20 protein-coding genes and 1 pseudogene are annotated in these 20705 nt (G+C 60.6%); 6 read left to right on the top strand and 15 right to left on the bottom strand.

The annotated features are described in order from the left end of the window. Together LQ215_RS26155 and LQ215_RS26160 are read left to right on the top strand one after the other, a co-directional pair. Positions 1 to 419: ABC transporter permease subunit (locus LQ215_RS26155; RefSeq protein WP_230153236.1), on the top strand; the 419-nt coding region annotated here is incomplete at its 5' end. 24 nt (positions 420 to 443) lie between these two features. Beyond that, positions 444 to 953 (top strand): nitrous oxide reductase accessory protein NosL, encoded by a 510-nt coding sequence (locus LQ215_RS26160; protein WP_230153237.1) that lies wholly within the window; start codon positions 444 to 446, stop codon positions 951 to 953. A gap of 107 nt (positions 954 to 1060) precedes the next feature. Here the strand turns inward: LQ215_RS26160 and LQ215_RS26165 are convergent, their stop codons facing one another. Then, positions 1061 to 1375 carry a c-type cytochrome gene (locus LQ215_RS26165; RefSeq protein ID WP_230153238.1) on the bottom strand — a complete coding sequence of 105 codons (315 nt, stop codon included), beginning with the start codon at positions 1373 to 1375 and terminating at the stop codon, positions 1061 to 1063. Between the two features lie 569 nt (positions 1376 to 1944). On the opposite strand from LQ215_RS26165, the gene LQ215_RS26170 reads away from it, so the two are divergent. Together LQ215_RS26170 and LQ215_RS26175 are read left to right on the top strand one after the other, a co-directional pair. Further along, a complete protein-coding gene (locus LQ215_RS26170; protein ID WP_230153239.1) occupies positions 1945 to 3021 on the top strand; it encodes an alpha/beta fold hydrolase in 1077 nt (358 codons plus the stop codon). 68 nt (positions 3022 to 3089) lie between these two features. Continuing rightward, positions 3090 to 3260 (top strand): annotated as a pseudogene (locus LQ215_RS26175) (alpha/beta fold hydrolase); the annotation flags it as partial. Positions 3261 to 3327: 67 nt separating this feature from the next. Here LQ215_RS26175 and LQ215_RS26180 read toward each other — a convergent pair. Together LQ215_RS26180 and LQ215_RS26185 are read right to left on the bottom strand one after the other, a co-directional pair. Further along, the gene (locus tag LQ215_RS26180; protein ID WP_230153240.1) at positions 3328 to 5565 is read right to left on the bottom strand and encodes a xanthine dehydrogenase family protein molybdopterin-binding subunit; all 2238 of its coding nucleotides are present in this window, start codon (positions 5563 to 5565) and stop codon (positions 3328 to 3330) included. Positions 5566 to 5577: 12 nt separating this feature from the next. Further along, positions 5578 to 6051 carry a (2Fe-2S)-binding protein gene (locus tag LQ215_RS26185; RefSeq protein WP_230153241.1) on the bottom strand — a complete coding sequence of 158 codons (474 nt, stop codon included), beginning with the start codon at positions 6049 to 6051 and terminating at the stop codon, positions 5578 to 5580. A gap of 259 nt (positions 6052 to 6310) precedes the next feature. On the opposite strand from LQ215_RS26185, the gene LQ215_RS26190 reads away from it, so the two are divergent. Further along, complete coding sequence (locus LQ215_RS26190; RefSeq protein WP_230153242.1) at positions 6311 to 7051, top strand: hypothetical protein; 741 nt, start codon at positions 6311 to 6313, stop codon at positions 7049 to 7051. Positions 7052 to 7161: 110 nt separating this feature from the next. On the opposite strand, the gene LQ215_RS26195 is transcribed toward LQ215_RS26190, so the two are convergent. The 8 genes from LQ215_RS26195 to LQ215_RS26230 form a co-directional block, all read right to left on the bottom strand. Then, positions 7162 to 8481: an OprD family porin gene (locus tag LQ215_RS26195; RefSeq protein ID WP_230153243.1), complete on the bottom strand. Its 1320-nt coding sequence runs from the start codon at positions 8479 to 8481 to the stop codon at positions 7162 to 7164. 178 nt (positions 8482 to 8659) lie between these two features. Further along, a complete protein-coding gene (locus LQ215_RS26200) occupies positions 8660 to 9490 on the bottom strand; it encodes a phosphodiesterase (RefSeq protein WP_230153244.1) in 831 nt (276 codons plus the stop codon). A 25-nt stretch (positions 9491 to 9515) separates the two neighbouring features. Further along, positions 9516 to 10547, bottom strand: coding sequence for an ABC transporter ATP-binding protein (locus LQ215_RS26205; RefSeq protein WP_230153245.1), 1032 nt, complete (start codon positions 10545 to 10547; stop codon positions 9516 to 9518). Next, positions 10544 to 11338, bottom strand: a complete 795-nt coding sequence (locus LQ215_RS26210) for an ABC transporter permease (protein WP_230153246.1) — start codon at positions 11336 to 11338, stop codon at positions 10544 to 10546. Before LQ215_RS26210 ends, LQ215_RS26205 begins: the two co-directional genes overlap by 4 nt. Next, positions 11335 to 12189 (bottom strand): ABC transporter permease, encoded by an 855-nt coding sequence (locus tag LQ215_RS26215; RefSeq protein WP_230153254.1) that lies wholly within the window; start codon positions 12187 to 12189, stop codon positions 11335 to 11337. Before LQ215_RS26215 ends, LQ215_RS26210 begins: the two co-directional genes overlap by 4 nt. 15 nt (positions 12190 to 12204) lie before the next feature. After that, positions 12205 to 13209: an ABC transporter substrate-binding protein gene (locus LQ215_RS26220; protein WP_230153247.1), complete on the bottom strand. Its 1005-nt coding sequence runs from the start codon at positions 13207 to 13209 to the stop codon at positions 12205 to 12207. Continuing rightward, the gene (locus LQ215_RS26225) at positions 13193 to 14212 is read right to left on the bottom strand and encodes a LacI family DNA-binding transcriptional regulator (protein ID WP_230153248.1); all 1020 of its coding nucleotides are present in this window, start codon (positions 14210 to 14212) and stop codon (positions 13193 to 13195) included. The genes LQ215_RS26220 and LQ215_RS26225 overlap by 17 nt, the downstream gene beginning before the upstream one ends. 136 nt (positions 14213 to 14348) lie before the next feature. After that, a complete protein-coding gene (locus LQ215_RS26230) occupies positions 14349 to 15557 on the bottom strand; it encodes an MFS transporter (protein WP_230153249.1) in 1209 nt (402 codons plus the stop codon). 152 nt (positions 15558 to 15709) lie between these two features. On the opposite strand from LQ215_RS26230, the gene LQ215_RS26235 reads away from it, so the two are divergent. Then, positions 15710 to 16591, top strand: a complete 882-nt coding sequence (locus tag LQ215_RS26235) for a LysR family transcriptional regulator (protein ID WP_057450777.1) — start codon at positions 15710 to 15712, stop codon at positions 16589 to 16591. 90 nt (positions 16592 to 16681) lie between these two features. Here the strand turns inward: LQ215_RS26235 and LQ215_RS26240 are convergent, their stop codons facing one another. The 4 genes from LQ215_RS26240 to LQ215_RS26255 all read right to left on the bottom strand — a co-directional run. Continuing rightward, on the bottom strand, positions 16682 to 17461 hold the full coding sequence (locus LQ215_RS26240) for an SDR family NAD(P)-dependent oxidoreductase (protein WP_230153250.1): 780 nt from the start codon (positions 17459 to 17461) through the stop codon (positions 16682 to 16684). Positions 17462 to 17536: 75 nt separating this feature from the next. Continuing rightward, positions 17537 to 18796 carry a TIGR02270 family protein gene (locus LQ215_RS26245; protein ID WP_230153251.1) on the bottom strand — a complete coding sequence of 420 codons (1260 nt, stop codon included), beginning with the start codon at positions 18794 to 18796 and terminating at the stop codon, positions 17537 to 17539. Positions 18797 to 18815: 19 nt separating this feature from the next. Next, entirely contained in the window at positions 18816 to 19694 is an 879-nt protein-coding gene (locus LQ215_RS26250; RefSeq protein WP_230153252.1) for a hypothetical protein, read from the bottom strand. A gap of 21 nt (positions 19695 to 19715) precedes the next feature. Then, a partial coding sequence (locus LQ215_RS26255) for a PAAR-like domain-containing protein (RefSeq protein WP_230153253.1) occupies positions 19716 to 20705 on the bottom strand: 990 nt, incomplete at its 5' end.

Consider the following 20705-nt stretch of genomic DNA (forward strand, 5'->3'; position numbering starts at 1 on the left):
TGCTGCTCTGGGCGTTCGGTCGCTTCATGGTGTCTTCCACGCTACTGGGTTGGGTCTTCCTGGCGCTGGCTTATGTCTTGAGCAGCAAGGCCAGCGAGAAATCCAGCGCCGCCGGGATGGCGTTGGGCGTGTGGTTTCTCTTCGTATTGGTATTCGACCTGGCACTGTTGGCGTTGCTCGTGCTCAGCAAGGGCCGGTTCAACCCGGACCTCTTACCGTGGCTTCTGCTGCTCAACCCCACCGATATCTATCGCCTGATCAATCTCTCTGGTTTCGAGGGCAGCGGTAATGCCATCGGTCTCATGGCATTGAGCAGTGATTTACCGGTGTCGATTGCGCTGCTTTGGCTCTGCCTGCTGCTCTGGGTCGGCGCTTTGCTGTTGCTCGCTTATTGGATGTTTCGCCGTCGGCTGACTTGATTCATTACGCTCGAGGCTATTGCGATGAACACTCTGTACCAGATTGGGGCCCGTGCCCTGGTCGTCTTTATCTGTTTGGGGTTGGCGGCTTGTAATGATCGCGCAGAAGAAAAGCAAACCCTTGCGCCGACGGCTTTCCACCAGAGCGATGAGTGTCATGTCTGCGGCATGGTGATCGCCGACTTCCCGGGCCCCAAGGGCGAGGTCGTGGCAAAAGGTTCAGTCAAGAAGTTCTGTTCCACCGCAGAAATGCTTGGATGGTGGCTTCAGCCAGAGAATCACCTCACTGAGGCGAAACTGTATGTGCACGACATGGGTAAAAGTGCCTGGGAGAAACCCGACGACCATTACTTGATTGATGCCACCAAAGCCTACTACGTCGTCGGGACCCGGCTCAAAGGTTCCATGGGCGTGGTCCTTGCGTCATTTTCCGAGGAGGCCGCCGCGCGCAAACTGGCCAGCGAGCAGGGCGGCAGAGTTCTGCGGTTTGAGGACATCGATCTAACGCTTTTGCAACAATCGTCCACGATGTGACTGAATGAGCGCCACTTCGCAGAAGAGAGCTGGCTCACTTCTGCGTTGTGTAGACTTCCTTGAAAACTGACCTCGACAACTTCACTGGCGTTTTCTCGCGGGCAAACTTACTTCAGCGCCAGGATCCAGTCGGCCAAGGTCTTCGCTTCTTCGTCGGTCACTTGGTTGGCGGGCATTGCAATGGGACCCCATTTACCGGTGCTGCCTTCCTTGATGCTTTTAACCAAGGTCGCCGACGCGTCAGCTTGGCCGGCGTATTTAGCGGCGACTTCCTTGTAACCTGGACCGACCATTCGAGCATCGACCATGTGGCAGCCCACGCACGGCTTACTCTTGAAGAGCGCTTCGCCATCAGCGGCTTGAGCCGTCTGCAAGGTCAGGGCAGCACCCAGGGCCAGCAGGGGAATAAAAATATTTTTCATCGGTGTTTCCTCAGACAGGGAAGCGGACTCGAAACGGCCTGCTTTCGGTTTATTCAGCGGGCTTCGTGTTGAATATCAGGGATGGACAATGGAGGGCCCTGGCAAACTCGCTTCGGTATAGGCCGAGGTGTGTTGGCTGAGTCCATTTATGTGAAAGACAGGGGTGTTACTTTCATTAGAGGCTTGGCTGTTCATAAGCGTTCAATTATTCAATGACTCTACGCTAAAGATAAAAACTTAACCCTGTTTGTTATTAGCTGACTGGGTCGCATTCAGCAATTATTTATTCTATGCAACCTAGCTGGTTGAATTGTATGGATTTAAATCAGCCGCCAACTATTTCGCCTCGATATTTTTAGTTAATTAGTTTCAGTCTCCCTCGATTTTTCCAGCAGCCGAGTCCTCATCGGACGAATGTATCCCGGTGTATCTCGACCCACTGCCGATACGAACTGTTTCTTTCGAGGCCGCCGATGACACATCCGGGATACCTGGCCGGCGCCAAATAGGTCCAACGAGACGGCATACGCTGTCTCACGGGCTCACCGCGCTCACAAAGGAGACTCACCATGGACACGACTCTGTTGAACCACGCATCCGCACCCCGGCATCGGCGCTTGCTCGCGCCATCCATCCTGGCATTTGCCATGATGCAGCTGGGCGCCTTGGGCTTGACCTCGTCCCAGGCAAGCGCGGCTGATGTGCCGGCGAGCACGATCGGCGCGATCACCCCCGGCAGTCACACCTCGTTCGGCCCGTTGAAGCACGTCAAGGCCGGCCTGCTGGACGTTTCCTATGCCGAGGTCGGTCCCGCCGATGGACCGGCGGTCATCCTGCTACACGGTTGGCCCTATGACATTCACAGTTACGCGGATGTGGCGCCAGCGCTGGCAGAGAAGGGCTATCGCGTGCTGATTCCGTACGCCCGCGGTTATGGCGATACGCGTTTCCTGTCGGCCAAGACCCTGCGCAACGGCCAGCCTTCTGCACTGGCAAGCGATCTGATTGATTTCATGGACGCACTGAAGATCAAGCAGGCCGTGCTGGGTGGTTATGACTGGGGCGCACGCACCGCCGACATTGTCGCGGCCCTGTGGCCGGAGCGGGTGAAGGCGCTGGTGGCGGTGAGTGGCTACCTGATCGGCAGCCAGGAGGCCGGCAAGACGCCGCTGCCCCCGGCCGCCGAACTGCAGTGGTGGTATCAGTTCTACTTTGCGACAGAGCGTGGCCGCCTCGGCTACGAGAAAAACACCCATGACTTCGCCAAGCTGATCTGGAAACTGGCGTCGCCGAAGTGGAACTTCGATGACGCGACGTATGACCGAAGCGCCGCCGCGTTGCAGAACCCCGATCATGTCGCCGTTTCAATCTTCAACTATCGCTGGCGCCTGGGCCTGGTCAAGGGCGAGGCCAAATACGACGCGCTGGAAAAGAAACTGGCGACGTTCCCGTCAATCAGCGTGCCGACCATCACCTTGGAGGGCGATGCCAATGGCGCGCCTCATCCGCCAGCCGAAGCCTATGCCAAGCGTTTCACTGGCCAATACGAGCATCGCCTGATCGATGGCGATGTCGGCCACAACTTGCCGCAAGAAGCGCCGCAGGCTTTCGCCCAGGCCGTGGTCGACGCCGATCGTCTGCGCTAACACTTGAAACCCAAGGGGTTTTCAATGAAAAAAGTCATTGCCGTATTGGCGTGCAGCGCAGGCCTGTTCACATCTATGGCGACAAGGACAAGAACATCCCACCGCAGGCCATGGCGTTCATGGCCCAGCGTGCCGAGGCCAAGGCGGTGAAGGTGGTCAAGGGCGCGTTCCATGTGGTGATGGTTTCCAATCCGCAACCGGTTGCCCGGTTGATTGAAAGCGCTGCTGCGGCGAAGTGATGTTCGGGGCAGTTGTCCACCGCATGGCCCCGGAGAGCTTTGCGGTGGAGCACCTCACACACGCCCGTCACGCCAACTTGAACGGCAACTCACGCAACGGTTTACCCGTCAGGCTCGCCACCGCGTTGGCAAAAGCCGGGGCCAGGGCCGGCAGGCCGGGTTCGCCCATCCCCGTAGGAGGCTCGGCGCTGGGCACGATGTGGACGGCAAACGCCGGCATGTCGGTAATGCGCGGCACGCTGAAGTCAGCAAAGTTGCTCTGCTGCACCACGCCATCTTTCAGGGTGATCGCGCCACCTGGCAGGCACATCGACAAGCCCATCAGCGCCGCGCCTTGGACCTGGGCCTCGACACTGCGTGGGTTGACGGCCAGGTTGCAGTGCACACCGGCTGTCACGTTGTGCAACACCGGACGGCCGTCCTGCACCGAGGCTTCGACGACGTAGGCCACCACCGAACTGAACGACTCGTGGACTGCCACGCCCCAGGCATGGCCCGCCGGTAACTGGCGCTTGCCATACTCGCTCTTGTCCACGGCCAATTGCAGCGCCTCGCGGTGGCGCGGGCTCTGCTCACCGAACAGCTTCATCCGGTAGGCCACGGGATCCTGCTGGGTCGTGCGGGCGATCTCGTCGATCAGTGTTTCCATCACAAACGCCGTATGGGTGGAGCCCACGCTGCGCCACCACAGCACAGGAACGTTGAGCTTGGGGTGATGAACCGTCAGCCGCATGGGCAGCGGATACGGATTGCGCAGACCTTCAGTCGCCGTCGGGTCGATGCCGTTTTTCACTCGCCCACCAAACACGGTGCCGGAGAGGATCGATTGGCCCACCAGGGCGTGGTCCCAGGCGAGGACCTTGCCGCTGTCGTCAAAACCGATGCGCGCACGGTGCAGGTGCATGGGGCGGTAGTAACCGCCCTTGATGTCGTCCTCTCGGCTCCACAGGGTGCGGATAGGCGCGTTGACCCCGGCGGTGCGCGCGGCCTTGGCGACCTCGCAAGCCAGCACGACGAAATCGTTGGTGGGCACGCCGCGCCGGCCAAAACCACCGCCGGCGGTCTGCACGTTTACCTGGATCTGCTCGGGCTTGAGGCCCAGCACCTTGGCAGCCGCGGCACCATCACCGCCGGGGAACTGCGTACCGACCCACAGCTGAGCGCCATCCCCGGCTAGCTGCACGGTGCAATTGAGGGGCTCCATCGGGGCATGGGCGAGGTAGGGGAACACGAACTCGGCGTCCAGTTGATGCGGCGCGCTGGCAAGCGGCGTCATGTCAGCATCAAAGTGCAGTGGGCCGGGCTGCTTGGCCAGTTCCCGGTATTGAGCCAATTGTTTCTCGCTGTCGACTTTTTCCACGGCGGACGTGTTCCATTCCACCTTCAGCGCATCGCGTGCCAGCTTTGCCTGCCAGTAACTGTCGGCGACCACCGCAACACCTTCGGCACCGCCGTCCAGGGGGACGCGCAACACGGCTTTTACGCCTTTCGTGGCACGTGCCGCGCTGTCGTCCAGGGATGCGATCTTGGCGCCGAACACCGGTGGCCGGGCGACGACAGCGGTGAGCTGCCCCGGCAGATGCATGTCGATGCCAAAATCCTGCTGGCCGCTGCTCTTGGCCTTGGCGTCGATACGGGTGGTGGCCTGGCCGATGATGCGGAAATCCTTGGGATCCTTGAGTGTGATCTGCTCGGGCACCGGCATCGCCATCGCGGCTTCGGCCAGCTCGCCATAGCTCGCTTTACGGCCGGCCGGGCCGAGGACCCTGCCGGCCTGGGTGCTCAGGCTCGCCACGTCCACGTTCCAGCGCGCGGCGGCGGCACTCAGGAGCATGGCGCGGGCACGAGCGCCGAGTTCGCGGTACTGGGTATAGCTGTTCTTGATCGAATTGGAGCCGCCGGTCAGGTGAATGCCGAAGGCCGGGTCCATGTAGGCGGCGTCACTGTTGCCGTTGCGACTGCGTACCAGGCTCCAGTCGGCATCGAGCTCTTCGGCAAGAATCATCGGCAGGCTGGTCTGCACGCCCTGGCCGAACTCCAGGCGGTTGAGGGTCACCGTGACTTCGCCGCTGGGCGCGATCTGCACGAATGCCGAGGGTTGCTGGGTCGGTTTGAGCGGCGCGGCAGCACCATTGGCCTCCTGGGCCAGGGCCAGGTGTGGAAACGCACCCAAGGCCAGCCCGCCGATGCCGACGATTTTGAGAAAACTGCGGCGCGGCAGCGTAGCGGGGCCGTCAGCCTCGTCGCGTTCAAGCAGGTGTTGAAGGGCGCGAGGCTGCTCGTTCGGGAAAATCTCGGTCAACATGGTCTGCTCCGATCAGGCAAGGGCTTTGGCGGCATCGGCCACCGCGGCGCGGATACGGGCGTAGGTGCCACAGCGGCAAATGTTGCCGGCCATGGCCGAGTCGATTTCGGCGGCCGTGGGCTGCTTGCCCTTGGGCTGGGCCTTCAGGAACGCCGTCGCGCTCATGATCTGGCCGCTCTGGCAGTAGCCACATTGCGCCACGTCATGCTTGACCCACGCTTCGTGCACGGCAGTGCCGACCGGGTCGCTGCCGTTGGTGGCCGCTTCGATGGTGGTGATTTTCTTGCCTTCGGCGGCGGCAATGGGCGTCACGCAAGAACGAATGGCCTGGCCATCCAGGTGAACGGTGCAGGCGCCGCACAACGCCGCGCCGCAGCCGAACTTGGTGCCGGTCATGCCCAGCGTGTCGCGCAAGGTCCAAAGAATCGGGGTGCTTGGGTCTACGTCCACCGTGTATTCACGGCCATTGATGTTGAGGGCGCTCATAGGGGGTACCAGCTCCGGATGGTTTGGCTCTGGTCAACTATAGAAAGCAATGCCGGGGGGCGATTGCACGATTCGGGCGGATAATTGCCTGATCGTGCGAATAGCTGCCGGACATGTCGGTTCAAGTTTCTTTTTAACTACCAGCTTTGCCGGAGCCCGCTTCTAAATTGACGGTAACGCGGACGTGTGACTTAATGAATGCCACTATATTGGCATCACTCTTGAGAGCGCGACATGACGACTTGGAGCTTTTCAAACAATGGACAGTAATTTCATTTTTACGGGTGACTACCCTGAGCCCCTTAAGAAATGGATCCGCGATGAAGTCAATCACGCGTTTCAAAAATGTCGCACACAATTTGAGAGTGCCCCGAATATACACGGGATACCAAGGGTAAGAATCGCGCCAGGTTACGGTGGTACCGCACGTTTCGACTCGCTGCAGCTTTTCATTTCCCCAAGCCTCGAGATCAATCCGAACAGCGAAGGGGAAAGCAAGGCCTTGGAAGACGTTCAGCGACTCCTTCATCATGAAATGGTCCATATTTTCCAGCATCAGTTGCTTGGCCAAGACAAAATGTTTGCTCTGCCTACTTGGTTCTCCGAAGGCATGGCGGTCGCATTTTCCGGACAATCGATCATTTGGAAACCCAGTGACTTCAAACAGGAACTCAAGGCGTTCAGTCTACTCCCAAATGCAGAGTCTTATCTGCTGATGAACCAACACGTGTCATTCGATATGAATAGCGCGCCATTCGACTCGCTCTACGACATCTGGGGGATTGCCTTTATATATTCGATCGCCGAGGGTGAACGCATGCACCCCGACTACAAAAATACCGACGGCCCCCACCTAAGCTCAAAGGAGCTGCTGCGCGCCGTGGCTATAGTTCGCGACACTCCGGCTCTAGGCTTTCCTAACGCGCTGCAAAAGCATAGCTCCAAGCAAAGTCTGACCCGCTCCAATCTGGACAAAGCAATCTGCGCTTTCATTGCTTAGAGCGTTGTCGTTATCGCAGTCCCTCTCGACAACCTTGAAACGGGTGAACTCAGGGCCAGGGAAGGCCTCACGTATGAACTTTACTCCCTGGCCCTGAAAAGGCTGCCCGCTTACAGCAATGGAATGCTGTAACTCACGATCAGCCGATTCTGATCCTGGTCGCGAGCAATATCGCTGCGGGACATGCCGTTGCGCCAGCCGAAACCGACGTTCTTCAACGCGCCGCTCTGGACCACGTAGTCCAGGGCGATATCACGCTCCCACTCACTGGCGTCATGGCCGCTGGCGGTCTGGATGTTGTCGCCCTTGAGGTACATCACCGAGGCCTTCAAACCCGGCACGCCAAGCCCTGCGAAGTCATAGGCATACTGGGCGAATGCCGTGCGCTCGCCGGCCTGGATGAACGTCTGGATGGTGCGGTCGGTGTAGAGATAAAGACTCGCGCCGCCTTCACCTTTGCCCACCAGGCCGCCCTGGTTTAGTTGGGCAAAGTTGCTGTCTTCGGACACGCTTTGATAACCGGCGGTAATGGCATGGCCGCCCAACGAGTAGATGAACGCTGCACTCCAGGTATCGTTGTCGATTTCACCGCTGCCGTCCTTGGTATAGCCGCCGAGTTTGTAACCACTGGCGCGACCGGCTGCGCTGCTGTTCTTGCCATCGGAGGTGGTCTTGAAATAACGCAGGTCGGTTTTCAACGAGCCGTATTCGCCCAACGGTAATACATGCAGCAAACCGGCGAAGTGCTGCTGGTAATAATCTTCCAGATTGGCGTAGTAATACTGGGCAGTCAGGTCCTTGGTCAGTTTGTAATCGCCACCGGCAAAGGTGAACTTGTTGCTTTCCTGGCTACCGCCCGCCACGGCCAGGCCGGCGCTGTCACTGGAAGCACGGCCGGTGGCGTGTTCCAGTTGTCCGGCGGTGAAGGTCAGGTTGTCGATTTCATTGCTGGTAACTTGGCCACCTTCGAACGTTTGCGGCAGCAAGCGGCCATCGTTGGAAACCAGGATCGGCAATTTTGGTTGCAAGGTGCCGTAACGCAGTTCGGTCTTGGAGACACGCATCTTCGCGGTTGCACCGAGACGCGACCATTGGTCCGCCGCCTTGTCGCCATCGTTGGGAAACATCGAGCCGCCAACATGACGACCCGCGCCGCTGTCCAGCTTCAGGCCCAGCAACCCGATCGCGTCCAGGCCAAACCCCACGGTACCGTCGGTAAACCCGGATTGATAATTGAGCATGAAGGCCTGGCCCCATTCTTCGGTCTTCGAAGGTGCGGCGGCGCCGTCACGGTTATCGTTATTGAAGTAGAAGTTGCGCAAGTTCAAGTTGGCTTTGCTGTCGCTGATAAAATCAGCCGACGCCAATGGACTCAGGACCAGACTCACACCGCCAGTTAAAACACTCAGTACTTGAATTAATGCTTTCATCAGGACGAACTCCACCGCGGAATCACAGTTCCGGGCATGTTGGAAAGGCAGCAGTAAGCTCTCGACCGATCACCTGATGGGCCGATGCGTTAAATGACTCGTTAGAAAATCTTCAATGCATAGCGTGGGGTAGGGGATAAATCTCCAAAGAGTGCCATCAGTGAAAGTCCCTGGGTTATCAGTCGATCAATCCATGAGCGTCATAAAAGGGGTACGGCCCGGGATACTCGCCAAACACGCCGTTATGGGTCACCAACCCCTGTCCATGCCAGTGGTGCAGCAGGTAGCCGGGTGGTTCCAGGTTGAAATGCGCGGGTGCGGTTGGCTGTAGATCCAGGACAATTTGATGGGAGGTGCCGGGACACACGCAGCTCAGGCTGCCGCCAAAGCGTCGCTGCATCGGCCGATGCAAATGCCCGCACAGCAAGCGCTCCACCTGCGGATGACGGGCGATGACCTGCTCCAGCGCCGAGGCGTTGATGAACGGCTCGCGGTCCATGTGGCCGATGCCGCTGATAAACGGCGGATGGTGCAGGACCAGCAGCGTTGGCACGGCGGGACGACAGGCCAACTGTTCATCGAGCCAGCTCAACTGGCTGTCCAGCAACTGACCGCCATGGCCGCCGGGAATGGTGCTGTCCAGGCCGATCAGGCGCAGCGGATGCTCGTCAACCACCCAATCCAACGGAGCCCCAGCCACGCTTGGCAAATAGTCATGATCGGCAAATGCCGCCCGCAAATGCTCGCGGTTGTCATGGTTACCCGGCACCAGGTAGCAAGGCATGTGCAGGCGTGCCAGTTCGGGGTGCAGCACGGCGTATTCATCAGGGCGACCGAAGTCCACCAGGTCGCCACTGATCACCACGATGTCGGGACGCGGCACCCGGGCATTCAAATGATCAACGGCATGACGCAACGCGGCGCGGGTGTCGACGACGCCATAGGTCAGTTTTTCCCCGGCCTTGAGATGCAGGTCGCTGATCTGCGCAATGAGAAACGGATGATTCAAAATAAGCCCTCTGAAAACACGAATATCACGATGACAAGGTGAACAGCACTTGCGGCTCGACGGCCAGGGCAATCAGGGCACCGGGGGCGTGTATGACGCTGTCGGTGCTGTCCACCAGCAAGGGTTGGGCGGCGCCGACGTCCACCAACAGGCGGCTTTGGGCCCCCTGGAAAAACTGGCCCACCAGTCGCCCACGCAGATGCCCCTCGTTGTCCATCACCCGCAAGTGCTCGGGGCGGCAATAGACGGTGGTGGGCAGCCCGGCACCGCGCCATGGCAACTCCCCGCCATGGACCTTCAAGCTCAGGGAGGTGTGCCCGAGCACCGCAAAAGCGTTGAGGTTGCCGACAAAGCTGGCGACAAAAGCGTTGGCCGGTTGCTGATAGATGTCCCGTGGGCTGGCCAATTGCGCGACGCGGCCGCGCTCCATCACCAGGATCCGATCGCCCAGGGCCATGGCTTCGCCCTGGTCGTGGGTGACGAACACCGCGGTAATGCCCAGATGGCGTAGCAACTGATCCAACTCGCTGCGCAGGCGCTCACGCAACTGCGCGTCCAGTGCCGCCAAGGGTTCATCGAGCAGCAATACCCGGGGCTTGGGCGCCAGGGCACGGGCGAGGGCGACCCGCTGGCGCTGGCCGCCGGACAACTCGTGGATGCTGCGCTTGCCATGATCCTGAAGGCCCACCAGTTCCAGCAGCTCCGAGCAGCGCTTGTTCCGTTCAGCCGCCGCCATGCCGCGAATCTTCAAGCCATAGACGATGTTGCCGGCCACATCCAGGTTGGGAAACAACGCATAGTTCTGGAACACCATGCCCACGTCGCGCCGTTCGATGGGCAGGCGGGTAACGTCGGTGTCGCCGAAAAATACTTGCCCCACATCCGGGCGTTCGAGCCCGGCGATCAGCCGCAGGGTGGTGGTTTTACCGCAGCCGGAGGGGCCGAGGATCGCCAAGGTTTCGCCGGCCTCTATGGTCAGGTCCAGGTCATGCACGGCAACGGTGCCGTCCGCGAACGCCTTGCGGCAACCCGCCAGGCGAATGGTGGTTCCGGTCATCGTTTTTCTCCACGGGAAAGGCGTGCGCTGATGGCCTGCAACGCAATCAGCAGCGGCACGATCATCAGCAGGAATATGAGGGTGTAGGCGCTGGCGACTTCCAGCCTGGCCGACGCATAGCTGTCCGCCAGGCCTACCGGCAATGTCTTGGTCATCGGCGTGTGGAGCATCCAGGTCAGGTTGAACTCGCCCAGCGACAGCGTGACCACCATGAGGACCCCGGCGAGAATCCCCGCCCGACAATTAGGCACCACCACGCTGAAGAATCGTCGCAGCGGCCCGGCGCCAAGGCTGGCCGCGGCTTCTTCCAGGACGGGCAAGTGCTGACGTTGCATCACCGCCATCACCGGCCTCACCAGGAACGGCAGGGTGAACAGCACATGGCCAACGAGAATGAACAGCCAACTGCTGCGAAATCCGCCGAACTGCCCATAGGTGAGCAGCAACGCCAGGGCGCTGGCCAGGCCTGGCATCGCCACCGGCAGCACCATCAACTCCTCGAACGCACGGCTGAAGCGGTTGTTCATCCGTACCAGCGCGTAAGCCGCCGGAACACCCACCACACAAACGCTTATTGCGCAGGCCACGGCCAGTTGCAGGGAGAGCCAGACCGTCGGCGAATAGGCCTGCCAGACTTGCACCAGCCAATCGAACGTCAGTCCGCTGGACACGCCCTGGAAATAATTGCGTGTCAGCCCGGCCAGCAGCGACATCAGCACCGGCACCAACATGAACGCGCAGACCAGCAGGGTGAACAGCAACTGGCCGATAAACAGCGTTGAGCGTCTCACAAGACTGTCCTCGCGTTTTTCGCCATGCGCCGGGCCAATAGCAGCACTGCCCAGGTCAGCGCCCCCAGCACCACCGACAGCGCAGCCGCCACGGTGAAATTGGCGTAGTTGGTGAACACGTTGTAGATCGCCACCGGGGTCACGTTCAGGCGGGTGCCCAGGGTGAAGGCCGTACCGAAGGCGCCCATGGAGGTGGCAAAGCAGATCGCTCCACACGAGACCAGCGCTGGCGCCAGGCCGGGGACGATGACATCGCAGATCACTCGCCAGTGGCCGGCGCCCAATGAGTGCGCGGCTTCTTCCAGGCTGCGATCCAGGCTTTCGCAGGCGGCCATCACCGTGAGGATCACCCGCGGAATCGAGAAATACAGGTAACCGATGCAAAGGCCCATCAGCGAGTAGGCGAAGATCCAGCGCTCACCCGCCAACTCCAGGCCAAGGCTGGCGAACAAGCCTTGGCGCCCCGCCAGCAGAATCACCAGGAAACCGACGACCACACCGGGAAATGCCAGCGGGAAGGTCAACAAGGCGACCAACAGCGAGCGCCCGAAAAAGCGCTGGCGACTGAGGAAAACCCCACTGATGCCACCCACCAACAGCGCCGCAAGGGTCGTCGCCAGCGCCAGCAGGCACGTCTGCGCCAGGCTGCCCAGGTATTGCGCACTGCCCAGTACCTGCCAATAACCGCTTTCGCCGCCGTCGCGACGTTGCCCGCCCAGCACGATCAGGTGTGCCAGCGGCAACAGCCAGAACGCGAACAGCACCGCTGCCGCAGGCGCCAGGGCCCAGGCCGCGGTCAGCCGCAAACGCGGTACCGTGGCCTGGCCCGACGAGACTCCCCGGGCTTTTATTACCGAGGCGGTCACTTACTTGACCTCTTTGAGGTAACGCGCGGAAAAGGCTTCCTGCGCCGCCGCCATCTGCTCGTAGTTGACCACGCCGGCCCGGGCGTAATCGCTGTCCGGCAGGAACTGCGCGGCGATGTCGGCAGGCATTTTCATCGCCCGCACTGGCCGCAGATACGCCTTGGCCCAGAGTGCTTGGCCTTGCTCGGACAGGACGAAATCCAGCACCTTCTCGGCGTTGGCCCGATGGGGCGCGTTGCCGACGATGCTCATCACGTAAGGCACGCTGATGCTACCTTCCTTGGGAATCACGAAAGCGACGTTGGCCTTGTCCTTGTAGCGCGCCCGGTAGGCGTTGAAATCGTAATCGACCAGGATCGGCAACTCCCCGGACAACACCCGCGCATAAGCGGTCTGCTTGGGCACGATGGGCGAGTTTTTCGCCAGTTTCTGGAAGTAATCGATCGCTGGGGTGAAGTCGTTGAGGTTGCCGCCCATGGCCTGGTTGATCGCTACCGCAGAAACGTAGCCGACGAATGCGCTAGACGGATCAAGGTAGCCGACCATGCCTTTGTACTCAGGCTTGAGCAGATCGCCCCAGCTTTGCGGCACGGGCAGGCCGCCCAGTGCATCGACGTTGACCATGATGCCCAGGGTGCCGGAGTGAATGGCAAACCAGTGTCCTTGCGGGTCCTTCAAACCGTCCGGGATCTGCTCCCAGCCCTTGGGTTTATAGGTGCCGACCACCCCGGCTTTTTGCGCCTGCAAACCGAAGGTCACGCCGTAATACACCACATCCGCCACGGGTGCGGCTTGCTCGGCCACCAGTTGTGCCAAGGCCTGCCCGGAGTTCTTGTTGTCCAGCGGGACCTGCACACCCGTGGTATCGGCAATCGCCTTGAGCTGCGTGCCCCAGTCGGCCCATTCCGGTGGGCAGTTGTAGCAAATCGCCGTTTCGCCAGCCTGGGCCAGGCTGGCAACGCCGCACAGCAGCAACGCCGCCAGGGTTTTACTGAAGCGGATCATCAAGCGTCTCCTCGTAGGGTTGAGTACTTTCGCCAGGCCGGATATGGCAGGGCAGGCAATGGGAAACCGGTGCGGCGCCGCCGATTTGCGCCAGCAGTTGGTCGATCACGGTGCAAGCCAGGGCCTCGATGGGCTGGACGACGCTGCACAGCGTCGGGTGCATCTGTGTGCCCAGGGCGATGCCGTCAAAGCCAATGACCGAAAGCTGCTGGGGGACGTGCCAGCCGTTGCGGCGCAGTTGTGCAATCAGGCTGATTGCCAACAGATCGTTGGAGCAAACCAATGCACTGAGGGCTTGCGGACCTTGCAGCAAAGGCTCGATAGCGGCGAAGTCGGCTTGGGTATGGGCCGGCATTTCAATCACCGGCAGGCAGTCGAGACCGGCCTCGCGCATGGCGTCGCAATAACCGGCGTAACGCAGGCGCGCACGGTCCGATTGCAGGGCCGGGCCGGCCACCATGCCGATGCGCCAATGCCCGGCTTCGAGCAGATAACGCGTGGCGAGGGCCATGCCGGCGCGGTTGTCCACCGACACGGCGCTGTAGTGCGGATTGCCTGGCTGGTGATAGGCAAGCACAAAAGGCGTGTCCTCGTTGTCCAGGCTTTGCAGCACACGGTTGCTCTCGGCGTCGGTCACCGTGAGGACCAGGCCATCGACGCGCTGGCGCAACAACTCCTCGACCACCACGCTTTCGCGTTCGCTGCTGTAGTCGGTCGTCGCCAGGAGCAGGTTGTAGCCGCGCAAGCGCGCCGCGTGCTCCATGGCCTGGAATTGTTCGGCGAACACTGGATTGAGCAGGTTGGGGACCACCACGCCGATCAGCTTGGTTACCTGCAGGCGCAGTTGGCGGCCAAGACGATTGGGCCGAAAACCCAGCTGGCGCGCCGCGGCGAACACCTGCTCGCGGGTGGCCGGACGCACCACTTCAGGGGAGGCAAAGGTGCGGGCCGCGGTGGCCCGCGAAACCCCTGCCAAACGTGCCACTTCTTTCAAATCAGTCATTGTCACTCGCTTGAGATCGATCTCATTGGCGAGGACAGTACTCAGGGCGTATGGCGTTTTGGCGACGCAGTGATGACGATTTGATGTCAGTTGTTGATGTCTGTCGTTGAGCGCGATGCAGGGCGCATGCGCAAATTCAGCGCCTGCTTGCGGCAAACCCGTACTGCCTGGCCGACCACACCACCACCAACGTCAGCAGCAAGAGGGCGACCAGCACAGGCGCAAACGCCACGACACCCAGGTGATCGAGCAGGACACCCCCCACGATGCCGCCGCCGGCAATGGCGACATTCCAGGCCGTGACCAACATCGACTGGGCGAGATCCGATGCCTCTCCGGCCGTCTTGGCGATTGCCGTCTGGAACAACGTCCCGGCCCCTCCAAAGGCGATTCCCCAGGCCGCCACGGCGATGTAGATCGCGGCAGGGCTGTCGCTCATGGCGCCTAGCGTCAGTGCCGAGATGGCGAACAGCGCCGTGGTGGCAAGGGTCAATGCCCGCAGATGGCGATCAATCAGCACGCCGACGACCCAGATGCCCAACAGCGATGCGACCCCGAAGACCAGCAGAACCAGGTCGGTCCGCTCGCCCAGGCCCGCTGTCATCAGGAACGGCACGATATAGGTAAAGAGAATGTTGTGCGCCAGGACAAAGGCTAACACCACGAACAACACCGAGCGAACGCCCGGCAGGGTGAAGACCTGGCCCAAGGCAAGGCGTTTGCCGGTGGTTTGCCCGGGAAAGTCAGGCAGCTTGAGTCGTACCCAGACCATCAAGGCGACGGCGAACAAGCTCATGATGGCGAAGCTCATCCGCCAACCGATCAAATGACCGAGCAAGGTGCCGGCCGGCACGCCCAGGGATAACGCCAAGGGTGCGCCAACCATGGCAATCGCAATCGCCCGACCTTTCTGGCTCTCGGGCACCATGCGGGCGGCATAACCGGCCAACAAGGCCCAGAGCAGCCCGGCCGATACGCCACCGAGCAAGCGCGCGACGATGGTCAAGCCATAGTGGGACGAAAACGTCGTGACCATATTGGCAACGGCGAAACCGGCAATGGCCAGCAGCAAGAGCGACCGGCGTCGCATGCCTTGGGTCGCGGCCGTCAAGGGAATGGCCGCCAGCAAGGAACCTATCGCGTAGACCGTGACCAACTGGCCGGCGAGGGCTTCGGAAATCGCCAGCCCTTCGCTGATCTGTGAGAGAAGGCCGGCAGGCAAGGCTTCGGTGAGAATGGTCACGAACGCCGCCAGCGCGAGCGCAAACAGTGACCAGATGGGCAGCGGCGCCGCGTCTTGAACGACCTCGGCATCGGCGTCGATATGGGTATTGGCAATCGTCATGTGTCACCTGCTTGGAACGCTTCTGACCCGCCGGATAGCGGGGTCAGTCGCAGATTGATAAGTGCCAACTACGGTAAGTGCCCCTTCTTGGCGAGACAAGAATGCTAGAGTGCGCAACACATCGGAAAAAATGTCCGCAATAGGAGCCTGGCGTGGAGTCACTGAGCGGGATTGATTTTTTTGTTCGCGCGGCCGAAACCCGCAGCTTTTCAGAGGCGGGCAGGGCGCTTGGCATTTCGTCTTCGGCGGTGGGCAAAAGCGTCGCCCGGCTCGAGGAACGGCTAGGTGTGCGGCTGTTTCATCGCAGCACGCGCAGCATCACGCTGACGGCGGAAGGGACGCTTTTCCTCGAGCGTTGCCGGCGTATTCTCTGCGAAGTCGAAGCGGCCGAACTGGAACTGTCGGAAACCCGCAAAGCGCCGCGGGGCAAACTGCGGGTGAGTTTGCCGCTGGTTGCAGACCTGGTCATGCCGACGCTGATGGCCTTCATGCGCCGCTACCCCAGTATCGAACTGGACCTTGATTTCTCCGACAGGCTGGTGGACATAATCGAGGAAGGTTTCGATGCGGTCATTCGCACTGGAGAACCGAACGACTCCCGGCTGATGTCCCGCCCGTTGGGCGCGTTCAAGCTCGTCGTGGTCGGTTCGCCGCGGTACCTCGCCGAACACGGCACGCCGCAAGTGCCGGCGGATCTGCTGCGCCATGCCTGCCTGCTATACAAGTTTCCCAGCACTGGCAGGATGCAGGTCTGGCCGATAAACGGGGAAGGGCAGCCGGATCTCAACCTGCCGGCCACCTTGGTCTGCAACACCACCGAGGCGTTGCTGTACGTCGTGCGCGATGCATTGGGGATTGCCTGCGTGCCGGACTTCACCGTGCGCGATGCCATCGCCAGCGGTGAACTGGTCACCGTCCTCGACGACTTCAATCGGCATCAGAGCACCTTCCGCATGCTCTGGCCTTCAAGCAAGCACCTGGCGCCGAAACTGCGGGTGTTCATTGATTTCATGAGCAGTGAATTGTTCAAGTGACTGAACCACCGCTATCGCGAGCAAGTTCGGCTCCCACACCAGGGGATCTTCAGCAGCCACGAAGCGCATGGCGAACGATTTACGTCCAGATCAAGGAGCCTTGTTCTCGACCAGGCAGTTCCCACCATCCACCACGATGACTTCGCCCGTGAGGTAGCTCGCCTCTGAAGACGCAAGGAAGGCAACCAATGCAGCGACTTCTTCGGGACGCCCGGCGCGGCCCATCGGTGTGTATTCGGCCGCTTTGGCTTCCTCTGCAGTGCTCGACCCGGTGGTGATCCAGCCGGGAGCGACGCTGTTTACAGTGATCCCTTGCTGGGCGACTTCCAGCGCCAGGCTCATGCTCATTCCGACCATCGCGGCCTTTGCGGCGCTGTAAGCCGCTTCGCCGGGGTTGCTGCAGCGGGTGCCGGTAGTGGAACTGATGTTGACGATGCGCCCGTAACGACGCGCCCGCATGCCGGGCAGAACAGCCCGTGTAAGCAGAAAAGCCGTGGTCAGGTTTCGCGCCAGCGTCAGGTTCCAGGTGTGCAGATCCATGCTTGCCAAGTCGGAAAAAAACTCCGGGCTGCCTTGCATGGCCATGCCCGCGTTGTTGACCAGGATATCGATCTGGCCCCAGAGGGACTCTGCCCACGCCATGAACTCACGTACCTGGTTTTCATCGGTAAGATCGAGGGCCCGGCCTTCGACTTCGAACCCTTCGGCGCGCAGTTCTGCGACTCGATCATGGATTCGCGCACTGCTGGCGGTGACGATCAGTCTGGCACCTGCAGTACCCAGTCTGCGCGCGATCGCCATGCCGATTCCGATCTCGCTGCCAACCCCACTGACGAGGGCCACAGGGTGCTGTCCGGTTGGGTTTGGCATGGTGTCTCCAGAGGGGGGGTAAGTGATGATCAGGTGTCTGGGCCTGAGTTGCGCCTGCCAATATAAACACCCCGATTAACGCCCGAACACCCCCGTCCTTCCCAACAGCGGCTTTTGCCGCCAAGCCGGTGCGCTCGTGGGGAAAAGCACTTCGTCTGGCCGATAGCGGGCGATGCCGCAGGCGGCAGCGATGCGCTGGCGTTGCTGGCCTCGGGCAAGGGCTTGCTGAAAACTGTTTTCACTCTGGGGCTGTCCCAGCACATAACCGACGCCCGCCTGGAAATCGCCGCCGTGGGCCTGCCACCAGTTGGTGATTGACTGCGGGTCGGGCCAGGGCAGGTTTTCGTCGGGGTCCATGGCGACATTGGGATCTTCAGGGTTGTCGTTCGGGCCCGCATCGAAATCCGGCAGGTCCTGCAGTTCCAGGTCGAGTAGCGCCAGGTCCGCGCTGGTGATCAGGCTGAAGGCTTCACCAGCGACCCGGGCATAGGGCAGCTCGCTCATCTGCTGGATCAACCACGGTACGCAGACTGGATCGCCCAGCAGCCCGATAGCCTGGATGCCGACGCGATGCTGCACGGGGTTCTGTATCAACTGGCGGATCCAGGCGATGCTGTTCTCACGCTTTTGCCAGGCCAGCAATACACAGAGCGCGCGGTACTGGAATTCGCCCGGTTGCTCGGCGAACTGGCGCAGCGGCTCCAGGGCTTGCTCATCACCCATCTGGGCGCTGGCCCAATTGGTCCAGAAACGCGTGGCGGCGTTCTCATGCAGGCGATGGGCACGAATCGCTGGCAGCAGGTCACGACGACGCAGCTCGCCAGCCGTGCGGGCGGCACGCGCCAATACGCTGGGGTCTGCATCGCAAAGTCCGGCAAGCAGGGCGGGGCCCGGGTCGTGGCGGTGCATGCCGCAGGCCGCCAGGCCAAGGCGGCGGAACAGGGGCTCAGGGGCCGTGAGCATGCGCTCGATCCAGGGCGATATCCGCTCCCAGTCGAGCCACCCGAGGGCCATCAGATATCCACGTTCCGTGTCCAAGGCACTGCGTAAATGAGCGCTGAGCCGCGACAGCACTTTCGCATCGGCCGTCTCGAAGGCCAGCACCACGCTGGCGAACATCTCGCCGACGGCGTGCGGGCCGAGCTGGGCCAGCAGGGTCTCCAGGCCGGTGGTGCCGGCAATTCGAAGGCCGTCGAGGTGGGCATCGATGCGGTTGTCGAGCGTGCCTATCTGATCCAGGTCGTAATGTGGTGCCCGCACGGCATAGTCCCGCAGGGCCGCGAGGAAACTCGCCTCTTCGGTGTGTTGGTCGAGAATCGGTAACAGACTTTCCATGGACTTCCCTACACTCGCCTTAAGGACCGGGTATGCGTGTCCAGTTCGCTCCGTCAAAAGCGGCAAGGTGTCGTTCCCCGGATGACCATAGACACTGTTCATTCGCGTCCAAATATCTGAAGGTCTGATCGCCGGGAAGTCCCATCTCGACCTTCTCCAGCTTGTCGCCTTGTAGCGTGTAGAGTGCTTTGGTGGTTGAAAGCCAGAGTTGATCATTGAACCAGGCCATGTCCCAGAATGTATCGTCCGTGAGTTCATGCTCAATGAGCTCCCAGCGATCGAGACGACCTCGCATGACGATGCCCAACTGGCCTGAGATGTAAACCACGCCATCGGGTGCGCAGAGAACGTTTTCCAGAATGATGTTGGTCGGACTTTCGCTTCGCTGCCAGATACCCTGCTGGCGGTACCAGATCTCGCCCTGGTTGCCGGTGGCATAGATTTCATCTTCACCAAAGCCATCGATGGATTCGAAGCCACTGAGGCTATCGGCGGTCGGATCTTCCACCACCCCTTGGTCGCAGCGCTGCCAGACTCTGTCCTTGCGAACATAGACTTGGCGGCCGAAGCCTGTGGCATAGACATGTGCACCAATAGGACGGATGTCGCGCAGCAGGCCGTGCTTACTGGGTTTCTCCTCGACGATATCTTCGTAGGCTTGCCCGTCAGGCGCCGCGCGATGAACGCTGCCATTGGCGCATAGCGTCAGAATTTCTGGAGGCGCGCCGCGAACTGCGCAGATACCGGCGCAGATCGCTTGAACATAGTAGTTGTCCCATACTCCGGTCCATCGAAAGACTCGAGTACCGGGCTCGCGTTTCGAGTAGGCGAGTACATAAACGCGGTTTTTATCAAAGACTGCTACTCGGCTCAGTGTCCAATCCAATGTTTGAGTCATGTCGTCCTTGCTCCAGTTGAGCTACCAAGCACTGATAGTGACCTCTGGGATCATGTCGTGGGCCAGCGCTTTCTGATTGTCTTGAAGGTTGGGTGTGTGGGTCCTGACCGGGGTTTTGTCCCTGACACCTACCGTATTCTTATGGTAAGCGTCTAACTGCGCTTCCAGACATTTCTTTGAGCATTTCGATTTCGGGAAGGTCTGCTGAAGCGCCCGCACGCCCGCTGAACGGGATTGGCCATAATTCCAGGCGTAGTCCTTTTGCCCGGGCGGCGCGCCCTCGATGGCTGCCTGCTCCAGCTTGCCTTGGGCTGCATGCATGAAACCATGGTCCCCTTCATAGCGTCCGCTTCCGTCTTGAGGGCATTGCACGCAAATGCACGGTGCATCTTTTTCGTCGTAATTGGGGAACTGAGGAAGAGGCGTTTGGCGACCTGAACCTGTCGCTGTAAAACTATGGGCTTCAACGAGGTGGTGGCCGGTTTCGCCAGGACAACAGGCCACTTGACTGTTCTGCGCCTTGGAATCCGCCTGCTTCTTGGACACCAGCAAACACTTTTTTGCGGAGGTACAGGCCTTGTCGTCACACCGTTGCGCTTTGGTCGGCAGTCCCCCGCAAGCCTTGTTTTTCCTGGCCACTTCTTTCTTGCAACGCTCGATGGGCGTCGTCGCTGCTGCGTCGGCATAAGCCCAAGGAGGCGTATTTCCGGGCTTGGATGCGTGGTTGTGAGTCATCAGGTCTAAATGCCTGACTACATTTTCCCCTTCGAACTTCACGTCCATCGACCAAGCAATGAAGTACACCTTCCCCTTGATCTTGCTGGTCACCACGCCTTTCTTCGGCGCGTTCCCGGCCTCATCTCCCGTACTGGTCTTGAAACAGCTCTTGTCCTTGAGCATCACCTCCTTGCCGGTGATTTTGACCGTTCGTGTACCCTTGGTCGTGTCCTTGGCCATGCCAGTATTGGGGTAGGGGATCGGTACCCCCAGCGGGGTGGGCGGAGCCTGGGG

Source organism: Pseudomonas brassicacearum, assembly GCF_918698105.1.
Classification (GTDB): domain Bacteria; phylum Pseudomonadota; class Gammaproteobacteria; order Pseudomonadales; family Pseudomonadaceae; genus Aquipseudomonas; species Aquipseudomonas brassicacearum_F.

Bases quoted from the DNA above. Each gene is read 5' to 3' on its own strand.
- LQ215_RS26225 (WP_230153248.1), bottom strand. From the start codon at position 14,212: ATGACTGATTTGAAAGAAGTGGCACGTTTGGCAGGGGTTTCGCGGGCC.
- LQ215_RS26250 (WP_230153252.1), bottom strand. From the start codon at position 19,694: ATGACTCAAACATTGGATTGGACACTGAGCCGAGTAGCAGTCTTTGAT.
- LQ215_RS26240 (WP_230153250.1), bottom strand. From the start codon at position 17,461: ATGCCAAACCCAACCGGACAGCACCCTGTGGCCCTCGTCAGTGGGGTT.
- LQ215_RS26185 (WP_230153241.1), bottom strand. From the start codon at position 6,051: ATGAGCGCCCTCAACATCAATGGCCGTGAATACACGGTGGACGTAGAC.
- LQ215_RS26170 (WP_230153239.1), top strand. From the start codon at position 1,945: ATGGACACGACTCTGTTGAACCACGCATCCGCACCCCGGCATCGGCGC.
- LQ215_RS26245 (WP_230153251.1), bottom strand. From the start codon at position 18,796: ATGGAAAGTCTGTTACCGATTCTCGACCAACACACCGAAGAGGCGAGT.
- LQ215_RS26180 (WP_230153240.1), bottom strand. From the start codon at position 5,565: ATGTTGACCGAGATTTTCCCGAACGAGCAGCCTCGCGCCCTTCAACAC.
- LQ215_RS26165 (WP_230153238.1), bottom strand. From the start codon at position 1,375: ATGAAAAATATTTTTATTCCCCTGCTGGCCCTGGGTGCTGCCCTGACC.
- LQ215_RS26205 (WP_230153245.1), bottom strand. From the start codon at position 10,547: ATGACCGGAACCACCATTCGCCTGGCGGGTTGCCGCAAGGCGTTCGCG.
- LQ215_RS26230 (WP_230153249.1), bottom strand. From the start codon at position 15,557: ATGACGATTGCCAATACCCATATCGACGCCGATGCCGAGGTCGTTCAA.
- LQ215_RS26190 (WP_230153242.1), top strand. From the start codon at position 6,311: ATGGACAGTAATTTCATTTTTACGGGTGACTACCCTGAGCCCCTTAAG.
- LQ215_RS26220 (WP_230153247.1), bottom strand. From the start codon at position 13,209: ATGATCCGCTTCAGTAAAACCCTGGCGGCGTTGCTGCTGTGCGGCGTT.
- LQ215_RS26160 (WP_230153237.1), top strand. From the start codon at position 444: ATGAACACTCTGTACCAGATTGGGGCCCGTGCCCTGGTCGTCTTTATC.
- LQ215_RS26195 (WP_230153243.1), bottom strand. From the start codon at position 8,481: ATGAAAGCATTAATTCAAGTACTGAGTGTTTTAACTGGCGGTGTGAGT.